Consider the following 22287-nt stretch of genomic DNA (forward strand, 5'->3'; position numbering starts at 1 on the left):
TTCCGCACCAGTGGTGCGGAACGCGCCCCGTAGGCCAGGCCGGCGTCAGCGCAGCGCGGCTGCCGCCTCGGCGACGGCCTGATGCGTCGAGTTGTCGTCCGGAGCCGGTGTGTCCGTGTCCTCCGGGACTCCGGCGTCCTTCCTGCGGCCCAGATGGTTGAAGGCCAGATTGAGCACGATGGCCACCACACAGCCGGTGGAGATGCCCGAGTCGAGCACCACGAGTACGTTCTTCGGGAACGCGTGGTAGAAGTCCGGAGCCGCGATCGGGATCAGGCCGATCCCCAGCGAGGTCGCGACGATCAGCGCGTTCTCGCCCTTCTCCATCGCCGCGCCGGCCAGCGTCTGGACACCGCTCGCGGCGACCGAGCCGAAGAGCACGATCCCGGCGCCGCCGAGTACCGGCAGCGGGACGAGCGCGATCGCCGACGCGGCCATCGGACAGAGTCCCAGCAGGATCAGGATCCCGCCGCCGGTCGCCACCACATACCGGCTGCGCACCTTCGTCATCGCCACCAGGCCGATGTTCTGCGCGAAGGCGCTCGCCATGAAGCTGTTGAAGAACGGGCTGATCAGACTGCTCATGGTGTCGGCACGCAGGCCGCCCTCGATGGTCCGCTCGTCGGCGGGCCTGCCCACCACCTTGCCGAGCGCCAGCATGTCGGCGGTCGACTCGGTCATACAGACCAGCATCACGATGCACATCGAGATGATGGCGGAGATCTCGAACTGCGGGGCGCCGAAGTGGAAGGGCGTCGGGAAGCCGACCGGGTCGGCGTTGCGCATCGCGTCGAAGCTGGTCATGCCCATCGGTATCGCCACGACCGTACCGATCACGAGACCGAGCAGGATGGCGATCTGCTGGAGGAAACCGCGGAGCAGTTTCCGCAGGCCCAGCACGATCACCAGGGTCAGGGCGGCCATGCCGATGTTCTTCATGGACCCGTAGTCCGCCGCCCCCTGGGTGCCCTGCGACCAGCCGAAGGCGACCGGCAGCAGCGAGACCCCGATGAGGGTGATGACGGTGCCGGTGACGACCGGCGGGAAGAATCGGAGCAGCTTGCTGAAGTACGGGGCGAGTATGAAGCCCAGCACGCTCGCCACGATGATGGCGCCGAAAATCACGGCGATGCCTTCGTGTCCGCGGCCCTTCCCGATGGCGATCATCGGGCTGACACCACCGAACGAGACACCGTTGACGAACGGCAGCCGGGAACCGACCCGCCAGAACCCGAGGGTCTGGAGCAGGGTGGCGATACCCGCGGTGAAGAGACTGGCCCCCACGAGGAAGGCGGTCTCCTTGGCGCTGAGCCCCACGGCGGGGCCCACGATCATGGGCGGGGCGACAACTCCCGCGTACATGGCGGCCACATGCTGGAGGCCGCTGCTGAACATCTTGACGGGCGGGAGGACTTCGTCGACCGGATGCTTCGCGGAGGTCTCTCCCGGTTCCACTGAGGTGGTGCCGGGGCCCGTGGAGATCTCCCCGGGCGCTCCGGACGATTCGGTGTCGGCGGCTGTTTCTGCTGCATCAGTGCGAAACCTGGGCTCGGCGGCCACGGCGGCTCCTCCGGTCGGGTACACGTCGGCGGTGACGTGGGTGTCAGGGAGGTGGTGCGGAATGCAGGTGCGGCTGCGGGAGGGGTAGGGCGGTGCTGCTGCGTTACTGAGGTCGTTACGGGGTCGGGTACCGGGCGGGGCACGGGGGTTCCGGTGAGGGCTTCCGGGTACGTCACCGCCCCGGAGGGCGTATGCACTCTGGGCACACACCCCCCGGTCACGGCTGCCGTGAACCCCGCTCGGGTTCGCGGCCGCCGGCCGGGGACCGTCCTCCCCGGCCGGAGCTTGTCGGACGTCAGGCCCGCGCGGCGATCTGCGCCAGGCGCCGGGCCTCGTCCCGCGTGGAGCGGGCGATGGCGTCCTCGTCCACCGTGGTCAGGTGGTTGTCCTCGACGACGGGCTTGCCGTTGACGAGGGAGAGCGTGACGGGGGCCGCGGCGCCGAAGACGAGCGCGGTCACCGGGTCGGCGATGGAGGCGTGCGCGAGGGTGTCCATCTTCCACAGCACCAGGTCGGCGAGCTTCCCCGGTTCCAGTGAACCGATCTCCGCGGCGCGGCCCAGGACCTGGGCACCACCGTACGTACCGAGGCGCAGCGCCTGCCGGGCGTTGAGCGCGGCTTCGCGGTGGGCGCCGAGGCGGTTGATGAGCAGGGCGTTGCGCAGCTCGGTGTGCAGCTCGCCGGACTCGTTGGACGCGGTGCCGTCGACCCCGAGGCCGACCGGTACACCGGCCCTGAGCATGTCGGGGACGCGGGCGATCCCGGCCGCCAGACGGGCGTTGGAGGACGGGCAGTGGGCGACGCCGGTCCCGGTGCGCGCGAAGGCGGCGATGTCGGAGTCGTTCATGTGGACGCAGTGCGCCATCCACACGTCGTCACCGAGCCAGCCGGTCGACTCGAAGTAGTCGGTGGGGCCCATCCCGAACAGTTCCTTGCAGAACTGCTCCTCCTCGACGGTCTCGCTGCCGTGGGTGTGCAGGCGCACGCCCTTGCGGCGGGCCAGTTCGGCGCCCTGCTTGAGCAGTTCGGTGGAGACGGAGAAGGGCGAGCAGGGGGCGACGGCGACCTGGGTCATCGCGTCGAAGGAGGCGTCGTGGTGCTGGTCGACCGTCGCCTCGGTGGCCGCGAGCGCGCCCTCCAGGGTCTCGACGGCGAAGTCCGGGGGCAGCCCGCCGTCCTTCTTGCTGCGGTCCATCGAGCCGCGGGCCAGCGTGAACCGTACGCCCATCTCGGCGGCGGCGCCGATGACGGCGCTCGACAGGTCGCCGGAGCCCTCCGGGAAGACGTAGTGGTGGTCCATCGCGGTGGTCACGCCGCCGCGGGCCATCATCGCGAGGGAGCCCTGCGCGGCCGAGCGGACCATCTGCTCGTCGATGCGCGCCCAGGTCGGGTAGAGCGCGACGAGCCAGTTGAAGAGGTTGTGGTCGGTGGCCACACCCCGGGTGATCCACTGGTAGAAGTGGTGGTGGGTGTTGACCAGACCTGGGGTCACCAGATGTCCGGTGCCGTCGATCCGGCGTACGACGCCGGTGAGTCCGTCGGGGGCCTTGCCCGCGCCGACGGATTCGATGCGGTTGCCGGCGACCACGACATGGCCCGATGCGTACTCGGTGTCGTGGGCGTCGACCGTCGCGATGGCTACGTTCTCAATGACCGTGCGCGCGGCTGCCGTTGCTGCCATCAGGATTACCTTCTCTCGCAGTGGCGATATGGGCACGGCAGGACCCCAGGAGGATTTGAGTGCCGCAGCCGCGTGGCTCCGGGTGCCGAAGTAGGTGAAGTGAGGTGAAGTGCAGTGCAGTTGTGGTGTCCGGTCCGGTACGCCGCCGCCGGCTGAGGCGGCCGGCGGCGGCGTACCGCCGGGGTTCAGAGGTTGGTCATGTCGACCGGGATACGGGCGTCGGCGCCGTCCCGCAGGATGGTCGCCTCGATGAGCCCGTACGGGCGGTCGGCCGCGTAGTAGACCTCGTTGTCGTTCTTGAGCCCGAAGGGCTCCAGGTCCACCAGGAAGTGGTGCTTGTTGGGCAGCGAGAAGCGGATCTCGTCGATCTCGCTGCGGCTGTTGATGATCCGCGCGCCCATCTGGTACATCGTCTGCTGGAGCGAGAGCGAGTACGTCTCGGCGAAGGCCTGGAGCATGTGCTTCTTGGCCTGCTCGTAGGACTTCTCCCAGTTCGGCATGCGGTCGGCGTCGCTTGACCAGCCGTAACGCCACTGGGCGGAGACCGCGGTCGCGAGGATGCGGTCGTACGCCTCCTTGAGCGTCGTGTACTTGTCCTTGGCGTAGCCCCAGAACTCCGAGTTGGTGGAGTTCATCACCGTCAGGTCCTTCAGACCCGAGATGACCTGCCACTTCTCACCGTCGAAGGTGATCTCGGCGGTGCGCAGTTCCTGGCCCTTGCGGACGAAGGAGTGCTGCACGTCGTCGGCCCCGATGAACTGCGAGCTGGCGTCGGAGGTGGCGATGCGCTCCCAGGCGTACTCCTCGATCCGGATCCTGGCCCGGTGGATCCCTTCCTGGGTGGTCACGAAGTGCCGGGCCAGATGGATGCCGAACTGCTCGGCGGACTCGATGCCGTGCTCCTTGGCGAACGCGAACACCGTGTTCTTGGTGGTGTCGGTCGGCAGGACGTTGGCGTTGGAGCCGGAGTAGTGGACCTCGTCCATCTCGCCGGAGAGGGCGACCGAGACGTTCAGGTCCTTGATGTGGTGGGTGTCGCCGTCCCGCGTGATCTTGACTACGCGGTTCTCTGCTTTGCCGTACTGGTTCTGGCCGAGAATCGTGGGCATGTCGGTGCTAGCTCCCTCGGTATACGGAGTAGCCGAACGGGTTGAGCAGCAGCGGTACGTGGAAGTGCTCACCCGGGACGACGGCGAACGTGATCGCCACCTCCGGGAAGAAAGCGCCGCTGTCCCTTACGCGGGGGGCGTCCTGCTGTGCCTCGGCTTGTTTCTTGGCGAAGTACGCCTCGGTCTCGAAATCGAGGCGTACATGGGTTGTTCCTTCCGGCAGGGCCGGCAGGTCCTTGCAGCGCCCGTCCGCGTCGGTCGCGGATCCGCCCAGGGCCGTCCACTGCGCGCCGGGGCCGCTGCGGGCCGCGAGCGAGATGGCGACACCTTCGGCGGGGCGTCCCACACTGGTGTCCAGGATGTGCGTAGACACCGATGCGGTGGTCTGCGTGCTCAAGACCTTCACTCTCCTTCTTCCGCGGCCGCCGCGTGCTCCGCGGTGGCCGCCGCGACCAGATTCAGCCGGATGCGGTTGATCTTGCCGAGTTCGGTGCGCACGATCGCGCGCTCCTGCTCGGGCGTATTGCCGGACCGGGCCTTCATCGCGTCGCGCATCTGCTCGCCGGTGGCACCGGTCGCGCAGATCAGAAAGACATGTCCGAACTTCTCCTGGTAGGCCAGGTTCAGTTCGAGCATCTCGGCCTTCACCTCCTCGGTCGCCCCGGCCATCCCCCGCTGTTCACGGGAGGAGGTCGGATCTCCGGGTTTCGGCCGCCCGATCGGCGGGTGCCCCGCCATCGCCTCGGCCAGGTCTTCCGTGGTCAGCTCGGCCGTGGCGGCGTCGCTGGCCCGGAAGAGGGCTTCGGTGGTGGCGTAAGGGCGCTGGGCGAGGATTCTGCTCCCCCAGACCGGACTGGCGCAGACCTCGTGGAGCACGGCTCGCGCCGCGCTGTCCCGCAGGGTGTTGAACCGGGCGAGGCCTTCGGGGGTTCCGGGGTTCTCTCCCGGCAAGCGCTCTGGACTCGAAGTCACGGGGACCTCCGTGGCCTTGTACGGGCCTTGTGCTGGACGGGCTGCGGATAGCTAACGCCCTCGGAAACACCACGTCAACACTTTGTTGAAAACTTGGTGAGACAAAAACCGCCGCCCGGCATCGCGGACGGCGGTTGTCCCGAACGGCGGGGCCGACAGCCGGCACCCCGCGGGGACCCGGTCCCCTTGGCGGCGTTATTCCCTGTTCAGGTAGTTGTAGACGGTGAAGCGGCTGACGCCGAGCGCACCGGCCACCGTCTCCACGCCGTGGCGTACCGAGAACGCGCCGCGCGCCTCCAGTATCCGCACCACGGCCTGTTTCGTCCTGCGGTCGAGCTCCGAGAGCGGCACCCCGTGCCGGCGCTCCAGCGCCGCCAGGATGTGGTCCAGGGACTCCGAGAGCTGCGGCAGCCGCACGGCCAGGACATCCACCCCCTCCCAGGCGAGCACCACATCGTCCTCGCTCGCCTGGCCCGGTACGAGGATCTCGGCCCCCATGGCGTCGACCAGCGGCTTCACCGCGGCGACGAGCGGGTGGTCTCCCGGCTCGGTCACTTCTCGTCCTCCCCGTCCTGCCCGATCACATTCACCTGGAGGGAGACCCGGGTGGCGCCCGCGCCCAGCGCCCGGCGGAGCAGCGCCTCCACCGCGGTCAGCACCTCTTCCGAGCCGCCCTCGGCGGTGTTGCCGAAGGGCCCGACGTCCACGGCGTCCAGCTCGGCGGCCTGGATGACCTCCCGGGCGACCACCGCATGCGGCGGCGCATCGTCCAGATCAAAGGGCTCCGTCGTGAATTCCACTCTCAATCGCACGCGCACAACCTACTGCGCGTGCGAGGAAAAAAGGCAGGCCCACTTGACAGCTCCCCAGGCCGGCAGGCAATCTTCCATCAAGTAGAAAGAAACTTCCGCAATACGGAAGGAGCGCCGAACGCCTTATGGGCTACACGGACCAGCGCTTCGATGTGAACCTCTCGATCCTCTTCACGGAACTCCCGCTTCTGGAGCGTCCCGCGGCCGCCGCAGCGGCCGGCTTCACCGCGGTCGAGCTGTGGTGGCCGTGGATCGAGACCCCCACCCCTCCGCAGGGCGAGCTCGACGCGCTCAAGAAGGCGCTCGACGACGCCGGCACCCAGCTGGTGGGGCTGAACTTCTACGCGGGACGGCTCCCCGGTCCGGACCGGGGCGCGCTCTCCGTCCCCGGCCAGGAGTCCGACCGCTTCCGCGCCAACATCGACATCGCGGCCGACTTCGCCGCCTCCGTCGGCTGCAAGGCACTCAACGCCCTGTACGGCAACCGGGTCGAAGGCGTCGATCCGGCGGTCCAGGACGAGCTCGCCCTGGAGAACCTCACGGCAGCGGCCCGCGCCGCCGACCGGGTGGGCGCGATCCTGCTCATCGAGGCGCTCAACAAGCCGGAGTCGCCGCTCTGCCCGCTGGTGAGCGCCCCGGCCGCCATCGACGTGGTCAACAAGGTCAACGCCGCTACGGGGCTCGGGAACGCGAAGTTCCTGCTCGACCTCTACCACCTGTCGATGAACGGCGAGGACCTCAGCCAGGTCATCGACGCCTACGCCGCGCAGACCGGCCACGTACAGATCGCGGACAACCCCGGCCGCGGCGCGCCCGGTACGGGTTCGCTGCCGCTGGAGGACCTGCTCGACCGGCTGGCCAAGGCCGGTTACGACGGCTGGGTCGGCCTGGAGTACAAGCCGGGCGACCGCCCGAGCGCCGAGGCCTTCGGCTGGCTCCCCAACTGACCATCTCCACCCGCGTGCTGAAAGAGGACCCCGCATGAGCAATCTCCCCAAGGTCGCATGGATCGGCCTCGGCATCATGGGCTCCCCGATGTCCGAGAACCTGATCAAGGCCGGCTACTCGGTGACCGGATACACCCTGGAGCAGGACAAGCTGGACCGGCTGGCCGCCGCAGGCGGCACCGCCGTGTCCTCGATCGCCGAAGCGGTGCGCGACGCCGATGTGGTGATCACCATGGTGCCCGCATCGCCGCAGGTCGAGGCCATCGCCTACGGCCCTGACGGCATCCTTGAGAACGCCAAGGCGGGCGCGCTGCTGATCGACATGTCGTCGATCACCCCGCAGACCTCGGTCGACCTGGGCAAGGCCGGCGCCGAGAAGGGCCTGCGGGTCCTGGACGCCCCGGTCTCCGGCGGCGAGGCCGGTGCCATCGAGGCCGTGCTGTCGATCATGGTCGGCGGTGAGCAGGCCGACTTCGACACCGCGAAGCCGATTCTGGACGCACTGGGCAAGACCATCGTGCTCTGCGGTCCGCACGGTGCGGGCCAGACGGTGAAGGCCGCCAACCAGCTGATCGTCGCCGTCAACATCCAGGCGTGCGCCGAGGCCGTGGTCTTCCTGGAGAAGTCCGGTGTGAACCTCACCGCGGCCCTCGACGTCCTCAACGGCGGGCTGGCCGGCTCCACCGTGCTGACCCGCAAGAAGGACAACTTCCTGAACCGGGACTTCAAGCCCGGATTCCGGATCGACCTCCACCACAAGGACATGGGCATCGTCACGGACGCCGCCCGCAACGTCGGCGCCGCGCTCCCCGTCGGCGCGGTCGTGGCCCAGCTGGTCGCCTCGCTGCGCGCCCAGGGCGACGGCGGCCTCGACCACTCCGCGCTGCTGCGCTCGGTCGAGCGGCTGTCCGGCCCGCAGGCCTGACGCCCCGCCACACCCCGGGGCTCCGGCCCCTCCCGAACTCCGGTCCGCGGCAGCGCTGACACCTGTCCTGTCGCGCCCAGGCGCTGCCGCGGTCCGGTCCCCGTCCTCCTCATCCTTCAATTTCAACAAACTGTTGACGCGGCGTTCATGGCGTCTCTACGCTCCTCAAGCCGTCAGCAGCCCCAGTACGGAAGGTCCACGATGTCGAAGCGCGTGCTTACGACCGAGTCAGGCGCCCCGGTCGCCGACAACCAGAACTCCGCCACCGCCGGCGTCGGCGGCCCGATCCTCATCCAGGACCAGCACCTGCTGGAGAAGCTCGCCCGGTTCAACCGTGAGCGCATCCCGGAGCGTGTCGTCCACGCCCGCGGCTCCGGCGCGTACGGGTACTTCGAGGTGACCGACGACGTCACCGGCTTCACCCGTGCCGACTTCCTGTCCAGCGTGGGCAAGCGCACCGACACGTTCATCCGCTTCTCCACCGTGGCCGACTCACTGGGCGGCTCCGACGCGGTACGCGACCCCCGCGGCTTCGCGCTGAAGTTCTACACGGACGAGGGCAACTACGACCTCGTCGGGAACAACACCCCGGTCTTCTTCATCAAGGACCCCATCAAGTTCCCGGACTTCATCCACTCGCAGAAGCGTGACCCGTTCACCGGCAAGCAGGAGCCCGACAACGTCTGGGACTTCTGGGCGCACTCCCCCGAGGCCACCCACCAGGTGACCTGGCTGATGGGCGACCGCGGCATCCCCGCCTCGTACCGGCACATGAACGGCTACGGCTCGCACACCTACCAGTGGACGAACGCCCAGGGTGAGGCCTTCTTCGTCAAGTACCACTTCAAGACGAACCAGGGTGTCCGCAGCCTCTCCGCCGAGCAGGCCGCCGAGATCGTGGGCAAGGACGGCAACAGCCACCAGACCGACCTGCTCCAGGCGATCGAGCGGGGCGTCAACCCGTCCTGGACGCTGCACGTCCAGATCATGCCGGCGGCCGAGGCGGCCGAGTACCGCTTCAACCCGTTCGACGTGACCAAGGTGTGGCCGCACAGCGACTACCCGCTGCAGCGCGTGGGCCGTCTCGTCCTCGACCGCAACCCGGACAACGTCTTCGCCGAGGTCGAGCAGGCGGCGTTCTCGCCGAACAACTTCGTCCCCGGTATCGGTCCCTCGCCGGACAAGATGCTCCAGGGCCGCCTCTTCGCGTACGCCGACGCACAGCGCTACCGCGTGGGCATCAACCACACGCAGCTCCCGGTCAACGCCCCGCGGAAGGCGACCGCCGACAACTACGGCCGCGATGGCTCGATGGCGACCCGCTACGGCTCGCGCTACGACAAGAACTACGAGCCCAACTCCCACGCGGGCCCGGCCCAGACGGACGCGCCGCTGGCCGCCCCGCTGGCCGTGACCGGCTGGACCGGTGCGCAGGGCGCCGCCGAGCACGTGAAGGACGACGACTTCTTCCAGGCGGGCGAGCTGTACCGGCTGATGTCCGACGACGAGAAGTCGCGGCTGATCGCCAACATCGCGGGCGGCCTCTCGCAGGTCACCCTCGACGAGGTCATCGAGAAGAACCTCGCGCACTTCCACGCCGCCGACACGGAGTACGGCAAGCGCGTCGAGGAAGCGGTCCGCGCTCTGCGCGAGGACTGATTCAACCACCAGACGGCGCAGGTGACTTGACGGGAGGTCAGGTCATCGGCGCAGTCCGGTCCGCCGTCCCGATGAGGGGTGGCCGGCGGCCCGGACAAGCCTGCGGACCGCGGCGGAGTGAGATGCCAGTGCGGTGGTCAAGGCCCCCCGGCGCTCTCCTGATGTGAAGGAGAGGGACCGGGCGGGCCGATCGCACTCCGCCGCGGTCCCCTGCTGTCACGGCACAGCGGTCCGCCGCTGTCCCAGCACAGTGGAGAGCCTCCCCCCTTGAGCTCCGCCCGGTGGCGCGAATGTCCTGTCGCGCCCAGTCTCGTGCCGCCGGGCGGTATCCAGTACCACCAGCGCACCAGCACGGCGAAGCATCGCCCAGCACCGCGAAGCACCACCATCCAGCAGCGGAGCCATCAGCACGAGCCGGAGTGCGGTACGAGGTCCACGATCCCTCGTACCGCACTCCTTTCGTGTGCCCGGCTCCCGTGTGCCCGGCTCGTGTTGCCCGGCTCCCGTGTGCCCGGCCGCAGCGCTGCTGCCGTACGACCACAGCGAACACCGTCGGCACAGCCACAGCGATCACCGGCCGCACCCCGGCTCGGCCCCGGGAAGGAAGAGGGAGCAGCGCGGCCCCGAGGGCCCGTAACGCACGAGGGGCGGGCCGCCGTCGCCGGCAGGCCCGCCCCTCAGGGAGCGATCGGTGCGAAGGTCAGGAGGTGAGCAGCGGACGGATCGCGGTCGGGGCGTGGCCCGGCTCGGTCGCGATGTCCTCGAACTCGTTGACCCCCGCGAGGTCGGTGCCGCTCATCGAGATGTTGGTGACCCGCTCCAGGATCGCCTCCACGACGACCGGGACCCGGTACTGCGCGGCCAGCTTCTTGGCCTCCTCGAAGGCGGGCAGCAGCTGGTCGGGCTCGGTGACCCGGATCGCCTTGCAGCCCAGCCCCTCGGCGACCTTGACGTGGTCCACGCCGTACACACCGAGCTCGGGAGAGTTGATGTTCTCGAACTCCAGGTTGACCTGGAAGTCGATGTCGAAGTTGCGCTGCGCCTGGCGGATCAGGCCCAGGTACGCGTTGTTCACCAGGACATGGACGTAAGGGATGTTGTGCTGCGCGCCGACGGCCAGCTCCTCCAGCATGAACTGGAAGTCGTAGTCACCGGAGAGCGCGACGACCGTCGCACCGGGGTCGGCGGTGGCCACCCCCAGCGCGGCCGGGATCGTCCAGCCCAGCGGGCCCGCCTGGCCGCAGTTGATCCAGTGGCGCGGCTTGTAGACGTGCAGCATCTGCGCGCCGGCGATCTGGGAGAGGCCGATGGTGGTGACGTAGCGGGTGTCGGGGCCGAACGCCCGGTTCATCTCCTCGTACACACGCTGCGGCTTCATCGGGACGTTGTCGAAGTGGGTACGGCGCTGGAGCCTGGCCTTGCGGTCCTGGGCCGACGCGGCCCACTCCGAGCGGTCCGGGAGCTTCCCCGCTGCCTTCAGCTCACGTGCGACCTCGACGAACAGCTCCAGAGCTGCCTTGGCGTCGGACGCGATCCCGAAGTCGGGGGCGAAGATCTTGCCCAGCTGGGTGGGCTCGATGTCGACATGGACGAACTTGCGGCCCTTGGTGTAGGTGTCGAGCCGGCCCGTGTGGCGGTTGGCCCAGCGGTTGCCGATACCGAGGACGAAGTCCGACTCCAGGAACGTGGCGTTGCCGTAGCGGTGCGAGGTCTGGAGTCCGACCATGCCCGCGTTCAGCTCGTGGTCGTCGGCGAGGATGCCCCAGCCCATCAGGGTCGGGATGACCGGCGTACCGGTCAGCTCGGCGAACTCCACCAGCAGTTCGGACGCGTCGGCGTTGATGATGCCGCCGCCCGCGACGATCAGCGGGCGCTCCGACTCGTTGAGGAGCGTGATCGCCTTCTCGATCTGGGCACGGGACGCGGTCGGCCGGTAGACCGGCAGCGGGGTGTACGTCTCGGGGTCGAACTCGATCTCGGTGAGCTGCACATCGATCGGCAGGTCGATGAGGACGGGGCCCGGACGGCCCGAGCGCATCAGATGGAACGCCTGCTGGAAGACGCCGGGGACCTGTGCGGCCTCCATGACCGTGGTCGCCGCCTTGGTGACCGGCTTGGCGATCGAGGCGATGTCGACGGCCTGGAAGTCCTCCTTCTGCATCACGGCGGTCGGGGCCTGGCCGGTGATGCAGAGGATCGGGATGGAGTCACCGGTGGCGGAGTAGAGACCGGTGATCATGTCGGTGCCCGCGGGGCCCGACGTACCGATGCAGACGCCGATGTTGCCGGGGTGGGTACGGGTGTACCCCTCGGCCATGTGCGAGGCGCCCTCGACATGGCGGGCGAGCGTGTGACGCACACCGCCGGCGGCCTTGAGCGCGGCATAGAACGGGTTGATCGCCGCGCCCGGCACGCCGAACGCGTTGCTGACGCCCTCGCGCTTGAGAATCTCGACTGCCGCTCGGGCAGCGGTCATACGAGGCATTGAATACTCCTGCTCGCCAGTCGGAGTGGGCCTCCTGTCGCGCCAACCTGAGATCGCCCAATTCCGTATTACGGAAGTCTATTTCTGCTATACGGAAGCAATGTAAGAGCTGGCCGCGCCTGCCGTCAAGAGAGGGCGGGCGGACTTGCGTCACCTGTGCGAAGTACGCCCCAAGCCGGGCCGCTTGGTGGACGATGACCCCATGGGAGAGGGAGCGGGCAAGGGCGCGGGAAGAGGCGCGGAGGAGTGGGCGACGAGCGCGGTCGTGCGCTGCCCGGTCTGCTTGAAGGAGCATGCGTATCTGGCGACGGTCCTGCCCTGCGCCTGCGGCGCCCCGCTCGCCCCGCCGTTGCTGACGGATGTGGCGCCAGTGCCCCTCACCCGCCGGAGCTGGTCGGACGAGTGGGTCGCGGTGCGCTGCGCGGAGTGCGGACGGCAGGACGAGTGGCCGCGGCCCGAACTCGGCTGCTCCTGCGGTACGGTCCTGCGGCTCGCGGTACGCCCGGTGACAGCGGGGGCGGGCACGGCAGGAGCTGCGGACACGGGCACACCGGAGACCGCGGACACGGCGGGGACGGCGGACACGGCGGGCACCGGGGATCCGCACGCCGGGGGCTCCTCCCCTGCGGAGCGGCACGCGGGGGCGCGGCCCCCGGCCCATATCCCGCTGCCGCGGACGGCCGCCGCACCCCGGCCCGCCTTCCGGCCCCTGGCGATCCGCACCGCGGGCGACGTGGTGTCGGCGGCGGCGCGCTATCTGGAGTGGCTGGGCTTCCGCGGGATCGTGCAGCCGGAGCGGCGGCCGGCGTCCGGGATCGATCTGCATGCGCCGGGCCTGGTCGCCACCGTGGAGGCCACCACCCGGCCCGTCCCGCCGCGGGACGTCGAGTGCCTGTGGCTGCACGGGATGAATACGGCGGCGGCGTGCGTCTTCTTCTCGCTGCCGGGGTACGCCGATGAGGCCCGCACCCGGGCCGACGACCTGGCCGTGCCGCTCTTCGCGCTGGATCTCACCGGCACCCCGCAGCCGGTCAACGGAGCGGCCGAGGAACTGGTCAGTACAGGCGCCGCGCAGAGCTGAACGGCGCCCCGCCCGGAAACACTCCGGGCGGTACGGGCGGTACGGGCGGTACGGGCGGTACAGGCGGTACAGGCGGCACGGGCGCTACGGGCGGTAGATCTCGCCCGGCTTCAGTTTCGCGGGCGCGATCAGCTGCGGCACCGTGACGAAGTGGTAGCCCCGCTTCTGCAGGGTGTCGATGATGCCGGAGACCGCCGGCACCGTGCCCTTGTAGATGTCGTGCAGCAGGATGATGCCATCGGGCTTCGCCTGCTTGAGCGTCCGCTTCTGGATGAGGGCGGTGTCGTTCGTGGAGTAGTCCTTGGCGGTGGTGCTCCACAGCACCTGCGAGACGCCCAGCTCCTTGCAGATCTTGGAGACGTCGTCGTTGGTACGGCCCTGCGGCGGACGCATCACCCGGGGCCGCTTGCCGGTGAGCTTCTCCACCGCGACCTCGGTCTTGTCGATCTCCGCGCGGGCCACATCGGCCTTCTGCTTCGTGAGGATCTTGTGCGTCCAGGTGTGGTTGCCCACCTCATGACCCTCGGCCGCCTCGCGCTTGACGAGTTCGGGGTACTTCATCACATGGTCCCGGCCCAGCAGGAAGAAGGTCGCGTGCACCTTCTTCTCCTTCAGGACGTCGAGGAGGTGGGCGGTGTTCGGGCCGGGACCGGCGTCGAAGGTCAGCGCGATGCACTTGACCTTGCGGCAGTCGGCCGGCCCGAGCGGAGCCGTGTCCTTCTGGTCCGCGTGGTCGCGCGCCTCGGAGGGCGATGTCGTGTCCATGGAGCAGCCGCTCAGCGCCACGGATATGAGCGCGGCCACGGCAGCGGCGGCCCCGAGCCGCCCCGCCTTCTTCTTCAGCAATGACATGGCCCGGACTATACACAGCATGTATAAACCACATGTATAGCGGGGTCTCCCACCCGCGTCGAAGACGGCGAGGGCAGGAAGACGGCGGGGACAGGAGGACGGCGCGGGCGGGCGGAGCAGGCTTCATGTGGTGGCTGCGGTCCGGCGCTTCCTGCTGGTGTGGGTGCGGTCGGTGGTCCAGGCGAGCGCGGCGACGAGGGGGAAGGCCGCCGCGGTGAGGGTGACCGCCTGCCAGTCACCCAAGTGGTAGGCAAGGGTGCCGAGTTGGGAGCCGATGGCGCCGCCGATGAAGAAGGTGGCGATGTAGACGCTGGTGATCCGGGCGCGGGCGTCCGCGTCGAGTTGGTAGACGGTGTGCTGCCCGAAGATCAGAGAGCACTGCACGGCGCAGTCCAGGAGGACCGCGGCGGCGGCGAGTACGAGGATCTGATGGGCGGCCAGGCCGGCCCAGATGAGGGTGGCGGAGGCGAGCAGGCAGGCCACGGGGGTGAGCCGGTGGGTGAGCCCCCGGTCGGCGAGGCGGCCCGCGAGAGGGGCGACGAGCGCGCCGGCGGCGCCGACGAAGGCGAACAGGCCGACCTGGAGCTGGGAGTAGTGGTATGGCGCGGCGGTCAGGACGTAGGAGATGGTCGTCCAGAACGCGCTGAAGGCGGCGAACATGCAGGCGTGGTACGAGGACCGGCGGCGCAGCTGCGGGTGCACGCGGATCAGCCGGGCCGTGGAACGCAGCAGCGCGGTGTAGGAAGCGGTGCTGGTGGGGGCCCGGCGGGGCAGCGCGCGGCGCAGGACAACGGCCAGGATCGCCATCAGGACGGCGGAGACCAGGTAGACGGTGCGCCAGCCTGCGACGTCCGCGAGCAGGCTGCCGACGGTGCGGGAGAGCAGGATCCCGGCGAGCAGTCCGCTCATGACCTTGCCCACCACGGCGCCGCGCAGGTGATCGGGGGCGAGGTCGGCGGCGTAGGGGACGAGGACCTGTGCGACGACGGAGGTGGCGCCCGCGACGAGCGCGGCGACGAGCAGGACGGTGAAGGTGGGGGCGAGGCCACCTGCGGCCATGGCCAGGGCGGTGACGGTGAGCAGGACGGAGACCAGACGGGAGTTCTCGATACGGTCGCCGAGGGGGACCAGGAACACCATGCCGGCGGCGTAGCCGAGCTGGGTCAGGGTGATCAGCAGGCCGGCGGTCGAGTCCTGGAGCTGGAAGGTCCGGCGCAGCATCTCCAGGAGCGGCTGGGCGTAGTAGAGGTTGGCCACGGTCAGCCCGCAGGAAGTGGCCAGGAGTACGACCAGCCAGCCGGGCAGGTCCTTCTGTCGCGCGTTTGACTCCGGTGTGGCACGGGCGGCTATGGGCACGGGCATGGTCTGTCTCCGGATACGGACGTGGGGAGGAGCGGAAGCCGGGTCGACTCCGCAGACCGGCCCGGCCAGGACCTGTGCCACGGCTTGAGACGTACACCTCGATCGCCGTAGCGAGCAGCCGACTGCTGTCGAATCACGATTCCACATTGAACTTTGATTCAACATAGAACGCGACGAGTACAGTGTCAAACATGAAGAACTCGGGTGACCCGCTGCCTCAGGGGATCGAAATCGGTGCACTGTCCAGGATCATTCGGCACCTCTTCGCCGACCGGATCGAGCAGGTCATCCACCCGCTGGGACTCACCCTCGGGCAGTGGACGGTGCTGCGGGAACTGAAGCGGACACCCGGCGCCTCCGCTTCAGAGCTCGCGCGCGCCGCGGTCCACACGCCGCAGGCCGTCAGCCGTCTCGTCCGGACCCTGCAGGAGGAGGGACTGGTGGAGCGCTCCCCGGCCCGGGGCCGGGTGATGGACAACCACCTCACGGCCAAGGGACACAAGGTGATGGATGAGATCTTCATCCAGGTCGAGGCCGGACTGGCTCCGGCCCTGGAGAAGTTCGGCAGGGCCAACACCGAGGAGTTCCGCCGCCTGTCCCATCTCCTCATCAAAGCCCTGGAAGACCCGGCCTGAGCCGGGGGTACCCGGGGCCCAGGGCCGAGCGGGCCGGGCTGCCGCGTCAGGAGTCGGCAGAGATCACGGCGGAGCAGCGCCCGGTGTCCATGCCCGCGTCCTGCCCGCCGGGGGCGGGGCCCTGGCCGTACCAGCCGGTCCCCACCATCGACTTGTCCATCGGAGGCGTCGCCGTGACGCCCCCCGTGTCCGGGCCGGTCAGACGCCGGACGGGCCGTACAGGTTGCGCAGCTCCACCTTCCTGACCTTGCCGCTCACCGTCATCGGGAAGGCTTCCAGGATCCGCAGCCCGCGCGGGATCTTGTAGTGGGCGAGCCGTTCCCGGCAGAACTCCTGGATCCCCTCCAGCGTCGGCGGGTCGGCCGGGTCGCGGGGGATGACACAGGCCAGCACCTCTTCGCCGTACCGCTCGTCCGGTACGCCGATCACCTGGACGTCGGCGACCTCGGGGTGGCCGTGGAGGAACTCCTCGATCTCCCGGGGATAGACGTTCTCGCCGCCCCGGATGATCATGTCCTTGATCCGGCCGACGATCTGCACGTACCCGTCCTCGCGGATGACGGCCAGGTCGCCGGTGTGCATCCAGCGGCCCTCGTCGATCACCTCGGCGGTCCGCTCCGGCTCCTCCCAGTAGCCGAGCATCACGCTGTAGCCGCGGGTGCACAGCTCCCCCGGCTCGCCGCGCTCCACCGTGATCCCGGTCGCGGGATCGACCGCCTTCACCTCCAGATGGGGCAGGACCCGCCCCGTGGTCCCGGTGCGCCGCTCCAGGTCGTCGTCCCTGCGGGTCTGGGTGGAGACCGGCGAGGTCTCCGTCATCCCGTAGCAGATCGACACCTCGGCCATGTGCATCTCGGCGACGACCCGCTTCATCACCTCGGCCGGGCACGGGGAGCCCGCCATGATCCCGGTACGCAGCGAACTCAGGTCGTACGAGGCGAACTCCGGGTGGTTCAGCTCCGCGATGAACATCGTCGGCACCCCGTAGAGCGAGGTGCAGCGCTCCTGCTCGACGGCGCGCAGGGTCGCCCCCGGGTCGAAGGAGGGCGCCGGGATGACGATGCAGGCACCGTGCGAGGTGGCCGCCAGGTTTCCCATCACCATGCCGAAGCAGTGGTAGAAGGGCACCGGCAGACAGATCCGGTCCTGCTCCGAGTAGCCCACCAACTCGCCCACGAAATAACCGTTGTTGAGGATGCTGTGGTGGGAGAGGGTGGCCCCCTTGGGGAAGCCGGTGGTGCCCGAGGTGTACTGGATGTTGATCGGCTCGTCGCAGGAGAGCGCCGCACCGGGCTCCGCCTGCCGGGCGGCGGTGGGCTCCACCGGGCCCGCAGCGGTGACCAGCTGGTCCCAGGACGGGTCCCCGATGTAGTGGACAGAGCGCAGTCGGGGGCAGCGCGAGCGCACCTCGCCGACCAGCGCCCGGTAGTCGGTGCCCTTGTGCCCGGTCGAGGCGATCAGCACCGAGATCCCGGCCTGCCGCAGCACGAACTCCAGCTCGTGCGCCCGGTACGCCGGGTTGATGTTGACCATGATCGCGCCGATCCGCGCGGTGGCGTACTGGACGAGCACCCACTCCGGGCAGTTGACCGCCCAGATCCCGACCCGTTCGCCCTTGCCGACCCCGCTGCCGGTGAACCCCCGGGCCAGCTCGTCCACCGCCGCGCCGAACTCGGCATAGGTCCAGCGCCGCCCGGACGGCACATCGACGAGTGCCTCGCGATCCGGGAAGGCGGCCACCGCCCGGTCCAGGTTCGCACCGATCGTGTCGCCCAGGAGCGGTGTCGTCCCGGTGCCGTGTGCGTACGAGAGGGTCACCGCAGCTCCCCCTCGTCGTACTCGTCGGTGGAGCCCGCCGCGGTCGCCCGGCGCAGTTCGATCCTGCGGATCTTCCCGGAGACCGTCTTGGGCAGCTCGGCGAACTCGATCCGCCGGATCCGCTTGTACGGGGCGAGCACCGCGCGCGAGTGGGCGAAGAGTACCTTCGCCGCGTCGGGCCCCGGCTCCCAGCCCTCCGCCAGGACCACGTACGCCTTGGGTACGGCGAGCCGCAGCGGGTCGGGGGCCGGTACGACCGCGGCCTCCGCCACCGCCTCGTGCTCCAGGAGCGCGCTCTCCAGCTCGAACGGCGAGATCTTGTAGTCGGACGCCTTGAAGACGTCGTCGGAGCGGCCGATGTAGGTGATGTAGCCTTCGGCGTCGCGCGAACCGATGTCCCCGGTGCGGTAGTAGCCCCCGGCCATCGCCTCGGCCGTGCGCTCCGGGTCGCCGTGGTAGCCGGTCATCAGACCGACCGGCCGGGCGGACAGGTCGAGACAGATCTCGCCCTCGCTCACGCCGGGCTCCCCGGTGACGGGGTCGAGCAGCTCGACCTTGTAGCCGGGCGTCGGGCGGCCCATGGAGCCCGACTTGAGGAGCTGGCCGGGGCTGTTGGCCACCTGGACGGCTGTCTCCGTCTGCCCGAAGCCGTCCCGGATCGTGGTGCCCCAGACCCGCCGTACGGTCTCGATGACCTCGGGGTTCAGCGGCTCGCCCGCCGCCGCGACCTCGCGCGGCGGTGTCCGCAGCCGGCTGAGGTCGGCCTGGATCAGCATCCGCCAGACGGTGGGCGGCGCGCAGAAGGACGTCACGCCGACCCGGTCCATCTCGTCCATCAGCCGGGCCGGGTCGAAGCGGGTGTAGTTGTGGATGAAGACCGTCGCCTCGGCGTTCCAGGGCGCGAACAGATTCGACCAGGCGTGCTTCGCCCATCCGGGTGAGGAGATGTTGAGGTGGACGTCGCCGGGGCGCAGACCGATCCAGTACATCGTCGCCAGATGGCCGACCGGGTACGAGGTGTGGGTGTGCTCGACCAGCTTGGGCCGGGCCGTGGTCCCTGAGGTGAAGTACAGCATCAGCGGGTCGTCGGCGCGGGTGTCCCCGTCGGGCTCGAACCGGGCGGGGGCGGTCGCGGCGTCCCCGTACGACAGCCAGCCCTCCGGGGTGCCGGCACCGACCGCGATCCTGGTGTAATCCCCGGCCACCTCAGCGAACTTGGCGGTGTCCTCGGTGCGTACGAGCACATGGCGGGCGCCGCCCCGGTCGACCCGGTCGCGCAGATCCGCCGTGCCCAGCAGCGGAGTTGCCGGGATGACGACGGCGCGCAGCTTCATCGCGGCGAGCGCCGTCTCCCACAGCTCCTGCTGGTTCCCGAGCATCACCAGGATGCGGTCGCCAGCCCGGACGCCGTGCACCCGCAGCCAGTTGGCCGCCCGGTCGGACCGCTCGGCCATCTCCGAGAACGACACCCTGGTCTCGGCGCCGTCCTCCTCGACGATGTGCAGCGCGGTCCGCTCATTGCCCCGGGCGATGGTGTCGAACCAGTCGAGCGCCCAGTTGAAGTGCCCGGGGCGCGGCCAGCTGAAGCCCTCGTAGGCCGTCAGGTACTCCTCACGGTGCCGGAGCAGGAAGTCCCGTGCGGCCCGGAACTCCTCCGTCGCGTTGTTCGACGCCATGTGTCCTCCTCATTGCGGGACTGCTGCCCAGCATCGTGTAATCAGTGGCCCGGGTCCCACCACCCCCGAACGGGGGAGGCCGGGCCTTCCGTCCTGGCCGGTGCGGACCGGCCAGGACGGAAGGCCCGGTGGCGGTGGCCCGGCCGATGAGCGCCGGCGGCCCGCCGCCGGCGGAGAGGAGCGGCCGCGTGCCGGAGCCGGTCGAGGCAGTGGACATGCGGGCGGCGCTGCTGCGGATGCGCCGCGCCACCGGACTGCCGGTCGCGTTCGGCGGCCTGCTGACGGGTACGGGTCAGCTGCGGATCGCGGAACTCAGCGGTACGGCGACACCGGCGCTGCGCGGACTCGCGGTGTCGGCCGGCAACGGGCTGGGCGGCAAGTCGATAGCGCTGTCCCGGCCGTGCGCCGTGACCGACTACCGCGCCTCGCTGCACATCAGCCACGAGTACGACACGGCGGTGGGCGCGGAGGGGCTGCACGCGGTGCTGGCGGTGCCGGTGGTGGTGCGGCGCAAGGTGCGCGGGGTGCTGTACGGGGCGGTGCGCGAACGGCTTTCGTTCGGCGACCGTACGTACCACGCGGCGGTCGAGGCGGCCCGCGACGTGGAGCAGTCGCTGGCGGTGCGGGACGAGGTGCAACAGCGGCTCGCGGCGGCGCGCGAGCCGGTGGCCGGCCCCGGCGCGTGGGAGCAGGTGCGCGAGGCGCACAGTGAACTGCGCGCGCTGGTACCGCGCATCACCGACCAGGAGCTGCGCGACGAACTGCTCGCCGTCTGCGCCCGGCTGGCGGGCGGCTGCGGCATCGGGAGCGGCATCGGGAGCGGCAACGGCGGGCCCACCCGGCCCGCGACGCTGGCGCCGCGCGAGGTGGACGTACTGGCCTGGGTAGCGACCGGCGCGACGAACGCGGCGGCCGGTGCGCGGCTGGGGCTGAAGCCGGAGACCGTGAAGAGCTATCTGCGGTCCGCGATGCGCAAGCTGGGGGCGCACACCCGCCTTGAGGCGGTCGTCGCGGCCCGGCGGGCGGGTCTGCTGCCGTAACATCCCGGCCGAAGCCATGAGAAAAGCCTCATGCGGAAACCCAGCCGGACGACTCCCGGGGGCCGCCCGGGGGTGACCGCGGGGCGGACGTGCCGAAGCGGGGTATCCCATGGCTTCCCTCCACCTCACGGCGATTTCACAGGACTCAGGGAGCATGCATGACGTACTCATCCGCCGGGGAGCTCGTCGTCGCACCGGCGGCCGAGAAGGACTGGCCCGTCATCAGCGGGTGGGCGCACGACGAGGGCTGGAACCCGGGGGTCAGCGACGCCCGGAGCTTCTTCGCCCAGGACCCCGACGGGTTCTTCATCGGACGCATCGGCGGGGAGCCCGTCTCCGCCGTCTCGGTCGTCAACTACGGTGCCCGCTACGCGTTTCTCGGCTGCTATCTGGTCCGCCCCGATCTGCGTGGACGCGGCCACGGTCTGGCCACCTGGCAGGCCGCGCAGGCGCACGCGGGAAGCCGGACCATCGGTCTGGACGGGGTCGTCGCCCAGCAGGACAACTACCGCAAGTCGGGGTTCAGCCCCGCCCACAGCACCTTCCGCCACACCGGCGTGCTGCCGCCCCGCAGCCCCGCGGGCGTACGCCCGATGCGGCCCATCGACCACGAAGCGGTCGCGGCGTACGACAGCGCCTGCTACCCGGCCGACCGGCCGCGCTTCCTGGAGCACTGGCTGACCACGGACGGGCACCGCGCGTTCGTACGTGTCGACAGAGGGCGGCTCTCCGGGTACGCGGTGATCCGCCCGGCGGCGGGTGAAGTCCTGCGTATCGGGCCGCTGTTCGCCGATACGCCGACCGACGCCGAGGCGCTGTACGGGGCGCTGGCCGAGGAGGCGGGACCGGCGCGGGTCGCCGTGGACGTCCCCGAGTCCAACGCGAGGGCCGTCGCCCTGGTCAGGTCGCTGGGGCTCACGCCCTCCTTCGAGACGGCCCGCATGTACACGGGCCCGATCCGCCCGGTGGCCGGCCAGTGCGTCTTCGGCGTCACCACACTCGAACTGGGTTAGCCTCGGGGTTTCATGAGGTGGGCTGTCCAAAGCGTGATCGAAAACGCGAGAAGTGCTCCTGACCTGCAACGATAGGACTTGTCGAGGGTCCAGATCGTGCCGTGGAAAGAAGCACTTCTCAGGTGGAGAAGCGTATCGGGTTGTACCCGCGTGTCCGCATCGAGGGCGATGGTCGGGCCGTGGTGTCCCAGGCCGGGGGCGTGCTGCTGGTCGAGACCGCCCGCAAGGCCGGGCTGGACACCACGGTATCCGCGGCGCTGGCGCCGTGGCGGAAGGCTCGGGCGGTGCACGATCCAGGCAAGGTTCTGCTGGATGCGGCCCTGGCCGTCGCCCTCGGCGGAGACTGCCTGGCCGACATCGGCATGCTGCGGGCCGAGCCGGACGTGTCCGGCCCGGTGGCCTCCGCCCGACCGTTTCCCGCCTCGTCGACACCCTGGCCTCGTCCCGGCCCGAAGGCTCTGAACGCGATCCGGTCAGCGAGAGCCGAAGTACGCGAGCGAATACGGAAGTTGGCTGGAGCCTCGTCGCCGGACGCCTCCGGGCAGGTGATCGTGGACCCGGACGGGGTGCTGGTACTGGCCCACTCCGACAAGGAGGACGCAGCCGCGACCTGGAAGAAGACCTTCGGACATCACCCGCTGATGGGGTTCGTCGATCACG

The 22287-nt window shown here is 69.8% G+C and carries 20 protein-coding genes; 8 read left to right on the forward strand and 12 right to left on the reverse strand.

The genetic code is table 11. The annotated features are described in order from the left end of the window. Positions 1–45 precede the first annotated feature (45 nt). The 7 genes from ACWGKJ_RS34530 to ACWGKJ_RS34560 form a co-directional block, all read right to left on the reverse strand. Positions 46–1455 (reverse strand): nucleobase:cation symporter-2 family protein, encoded by a 1410-nt coding sequence (locus tag ACWGKJ_RS34530; protein WP_385032488.1) that lies wholly within the window; start codon positions 1453–1455, stop codon positions 46–48. Between the two features lie 400 nt (positions 1456–1855). Further along, positions 1856–3241 carry an 8-oxoguanine deaminase gene (locus ACWGKJ_RS34535; protein WP_385032441.1) on the reverse strand — a complete coding sequence of 462 codons (1386 nt, stop codon included), beginning with the start codon at positions 3239–3241 and terminating at the stop codon, positions 1856–1858. Between the two features lie 185 nt (positions 3242–3426). Continuing rightward, complete coding sequence (gene pucL / locus ACWGKJ_RS34540) at positions 3427–4350, reverse strand: factor-independent urate hydroxylase (protein WP_385032444.1); 924 nt, start codon at positions 4348–4350, stop codon at positions 3427–3429. A 7-nt stretch (positions 4351–4357) separates the two neighbouring features. Next, on the reverse strand, positions 4358–4747 hold the full coding sequence (uraH, locus tag ACWGKJ_RS34545) for a hydroxyisourate hydrolase (RefSeq protein WP_385032447.1): 390 nt from the start codon (positions 4745–4747) through the stop codon (positions 4358–4360). Positions 4748–4752: 5 nt separating this feature from the next. Next, positions 4753–5322, reverse strand: coding sequence for a 2-oxo-4-hydroxy-4-carboxy-5-ureidoimidazoline decarboxylase (gene uraD / locus ACWGKJ_RS34550; protein WP_385032450.1), 570 nt, complete (start codon positions 5320–5322; stop codon positions 4753–4755). Positions 5323–5517: 195 nt separating this feature from the next. Further along, positions 5518–5877, reverse strand: a complete 360-nt coding sequence (locus ACWGKJ_RS34555) for a helix-turn-helix domain-containing protein (protein WP_385032453.1) — start codon at positions 5875–5877, stop codon at positions 5518–5520. Next, positions 5874–6134: a hypothetical protein gene (locus ACWGKJ_RS34560; RefSeq protein WP_385032456.1), complete on the reverse strand. Its 261-nt coding sequence runs from the start codon at positions 6132–6134 to the stop codon at positions 5874–5876. Before ACWGKJ_RS34560 ends, ACWGKJ_RS34555 begins: the two co-directional genes overlap by 4 nt. A 125-nt stretch (positions 6135–6259) precedes the next feature. On the opposite strand from ACWGKJ_RS34560, the gene ACWGKJ_RS34565 reads away from it, so the two are divergent. The 3 genes from ACWGKJ_RS34565 to ACWGKJ_RS34575 all read left to right on the forward strand — a co-directional run bounded on the left by ACWGKJ_RS34565 (position 6260) and on the right by ACWGKJ_RS34575 (position 9665). Further along, positions 6260–7081, forward strand: coding sequence for a TIM barrel protein (locus tag ACWGKJ_RS34565; RefSeq protein WP_385032459.1), 822 nt, complete (start codon positions 6260–6262; stop codon positions 7079–7081). A gap of 34 nt (positions 7082–7115) precedes the next feature. Then, positions 7116–8006 carry a 2-hydroxy-3-oxopropionate reductase gene (locus ACWGKJ_RS34570; RefSeq protein WP_385032462.1) on the forward strand — a complete coding sequence of 297 codons (891 nt, stop codon included), beginning with the start codon at positions 7116–7118 and terminating at the stop codon, positions 8004–8006. Between the two features lie 201 nt (positions 8007–8207). Continuing rightward, on the forward strand, positions 8208–9665 hold the full coding sequence (locus ACWGKJ_RS34575; protein WP_385032465.1) for a catalase: 1458 nt from the start codon (positions 8208–8210) through the stop codon (positions 9663–9665). Between the two features lie 700 nt (positions 9666–10365). On the opposite strand, the gene gcl is transcribed toward ACWGKJ_RS34575, so the two are convergent. Then, on the reverse strand, positions 10366–12150 hold the full coding sequence (gene gcl, locus ACWGKJ_RS34580) for a glyoxylate carboligase (RefSeq protein WP_385032467.1): 1785 nt from the start codon (positions 12148–12150) through the stop codon (positions 10366–10368). Between the two features lie 202 nt (positions 12151–12352). On the opposite strand from gcl, the gene ACWGKJ_RS34585 reads away from it, so the two are divergent. Continuing rightward, a complete protein-coding gene (locus tag ACWGKJ_RS34585; protein WP_385032470.1) occupies positions 12353–13231 on the forward strand; it encodes a hypothetical protein in 879 nt (292 codons plus the stop codon). An 84-nt stretch (positions 13232–13315) separates the two neighbouring features. Here ACWGKJ_RS34585 and ACWGKJ_RS34590 read toward each other — a convergent pair whose 3' ends face one another. Both ACWGKJ_RS34590 and ACWGKJ_RS34595 read right to left on the reverse strand, forming a co-directional pair. Beyond that, positions 13316–14083: a polysaccharide deacetylase family protein gene (locus ACWGKJ_RS34590; RefSeq protein ID WP_385032473.1), complete on the reverse strand. Its 768-nt coding sequence runs from the start codon at positions 14081–14083 to the stop codon at positions 13316–13318. A 123-nt stretch (positions 14084–14206) separates the two neighbouring features. Continuing rightward, positions 14207–15445, reverse strand: a complete 1239-nt coding sequence (locus ACWGKJ_RS34595) for an MFS transporter (protein ID WP_385032476.1) — start codon at positions 15443–15445, stop codon at positions 14207–14209. A 191-nt stretch (positions 15446–15636) separates the two neighbouring features. Here ACWGKJ_RS34595 and ACWGKJ_RS34600 point away from each other — a divergent pair, with 191 nt between their 5' ends. Further along, on the forward strand, positions 15637–16080 hold the full coding sequence (locus tag ACWGKJ_RS34600) for a MarR family winged helix-turn-helix transcriptional regulator (RefSeq protein ID WP_385032479.1): 444 nt from the start codon (positions 15637–15639) through the stop codon (positions 16078–16080). A 198-nt stretch (positions 16081–16278) separates the two neighbouring features. Here ACWGKJ_RS34600 and ACWGKJ_RS34605 read toward each other — a convergent pair whose 3' ends face one another. Next, the gene (locus ACWGKJ_RS34605; protein WP_385032482.1) at positions 16279–17898 is read right to left on the reverse strand and encodes an AMP-binding protein; all 1620 of its coding nucleotides are present in this window, start codon (positions 17896–17898) and stop codon (positions 16279–16281) included. Further along, complete coding sequence (locus tag ACWGKJ_RS34610) at positions 17895–19574, reverse strand: AMP-binding protein (RefSeq protein WP_385032485.1); 1680 nt, start codon at positions 19572–19574, stop codon at positions 17895–17897. Before ACWGKJ_RS34610 ends, ACWGKJ_RS34605 begins: the two co-directional genes overlap by 4 nt. Positions 19575–19762: 188 nt before the next feature. Between ACWGKJ_RS34610 and ACWGKJ_RS34615 the strand changes: the two genes are divergently transcribed. The 3 genes from ACWGKJ_RS34615 to ACWGKJ_RS34625 form a co-directional block, all read left to right on the forward strand. Further along, positions 19763–20614: a helix-turn-helix transcriptional regulator gene (locus tag ACWGKJ_RS34615; protein WP_385034149.1), complete on the forward strand. Its 852-nt coding sequence runs from the start codon at positions 19763–19765 to the stop codon at positions 20612–20614. 158 nt (positions 20615–20772) lie between these two features. After that, positions 20773–21627, forward strand: a complete 855-nt coding sequence (locus ACWGKJ_RS34620; RefSeq protein WP_385034146.1) for a GNAT family N-acetyltransferase — start codon at positions 20773–20775, stop codon at positions 21625–21627. Positions 21628–21749: 122 nt separating this feature from the next. Next, on the forward strand, positions 21750–22287 hold a 538-nt coding region (locus ACWGKJ_RS34625; protein ID WP_385034143.1), incomplete at its 3' end, for a transposase.

This window comes from Streptomyces sp. NPDC054757 (assembly GCF_053612185.1).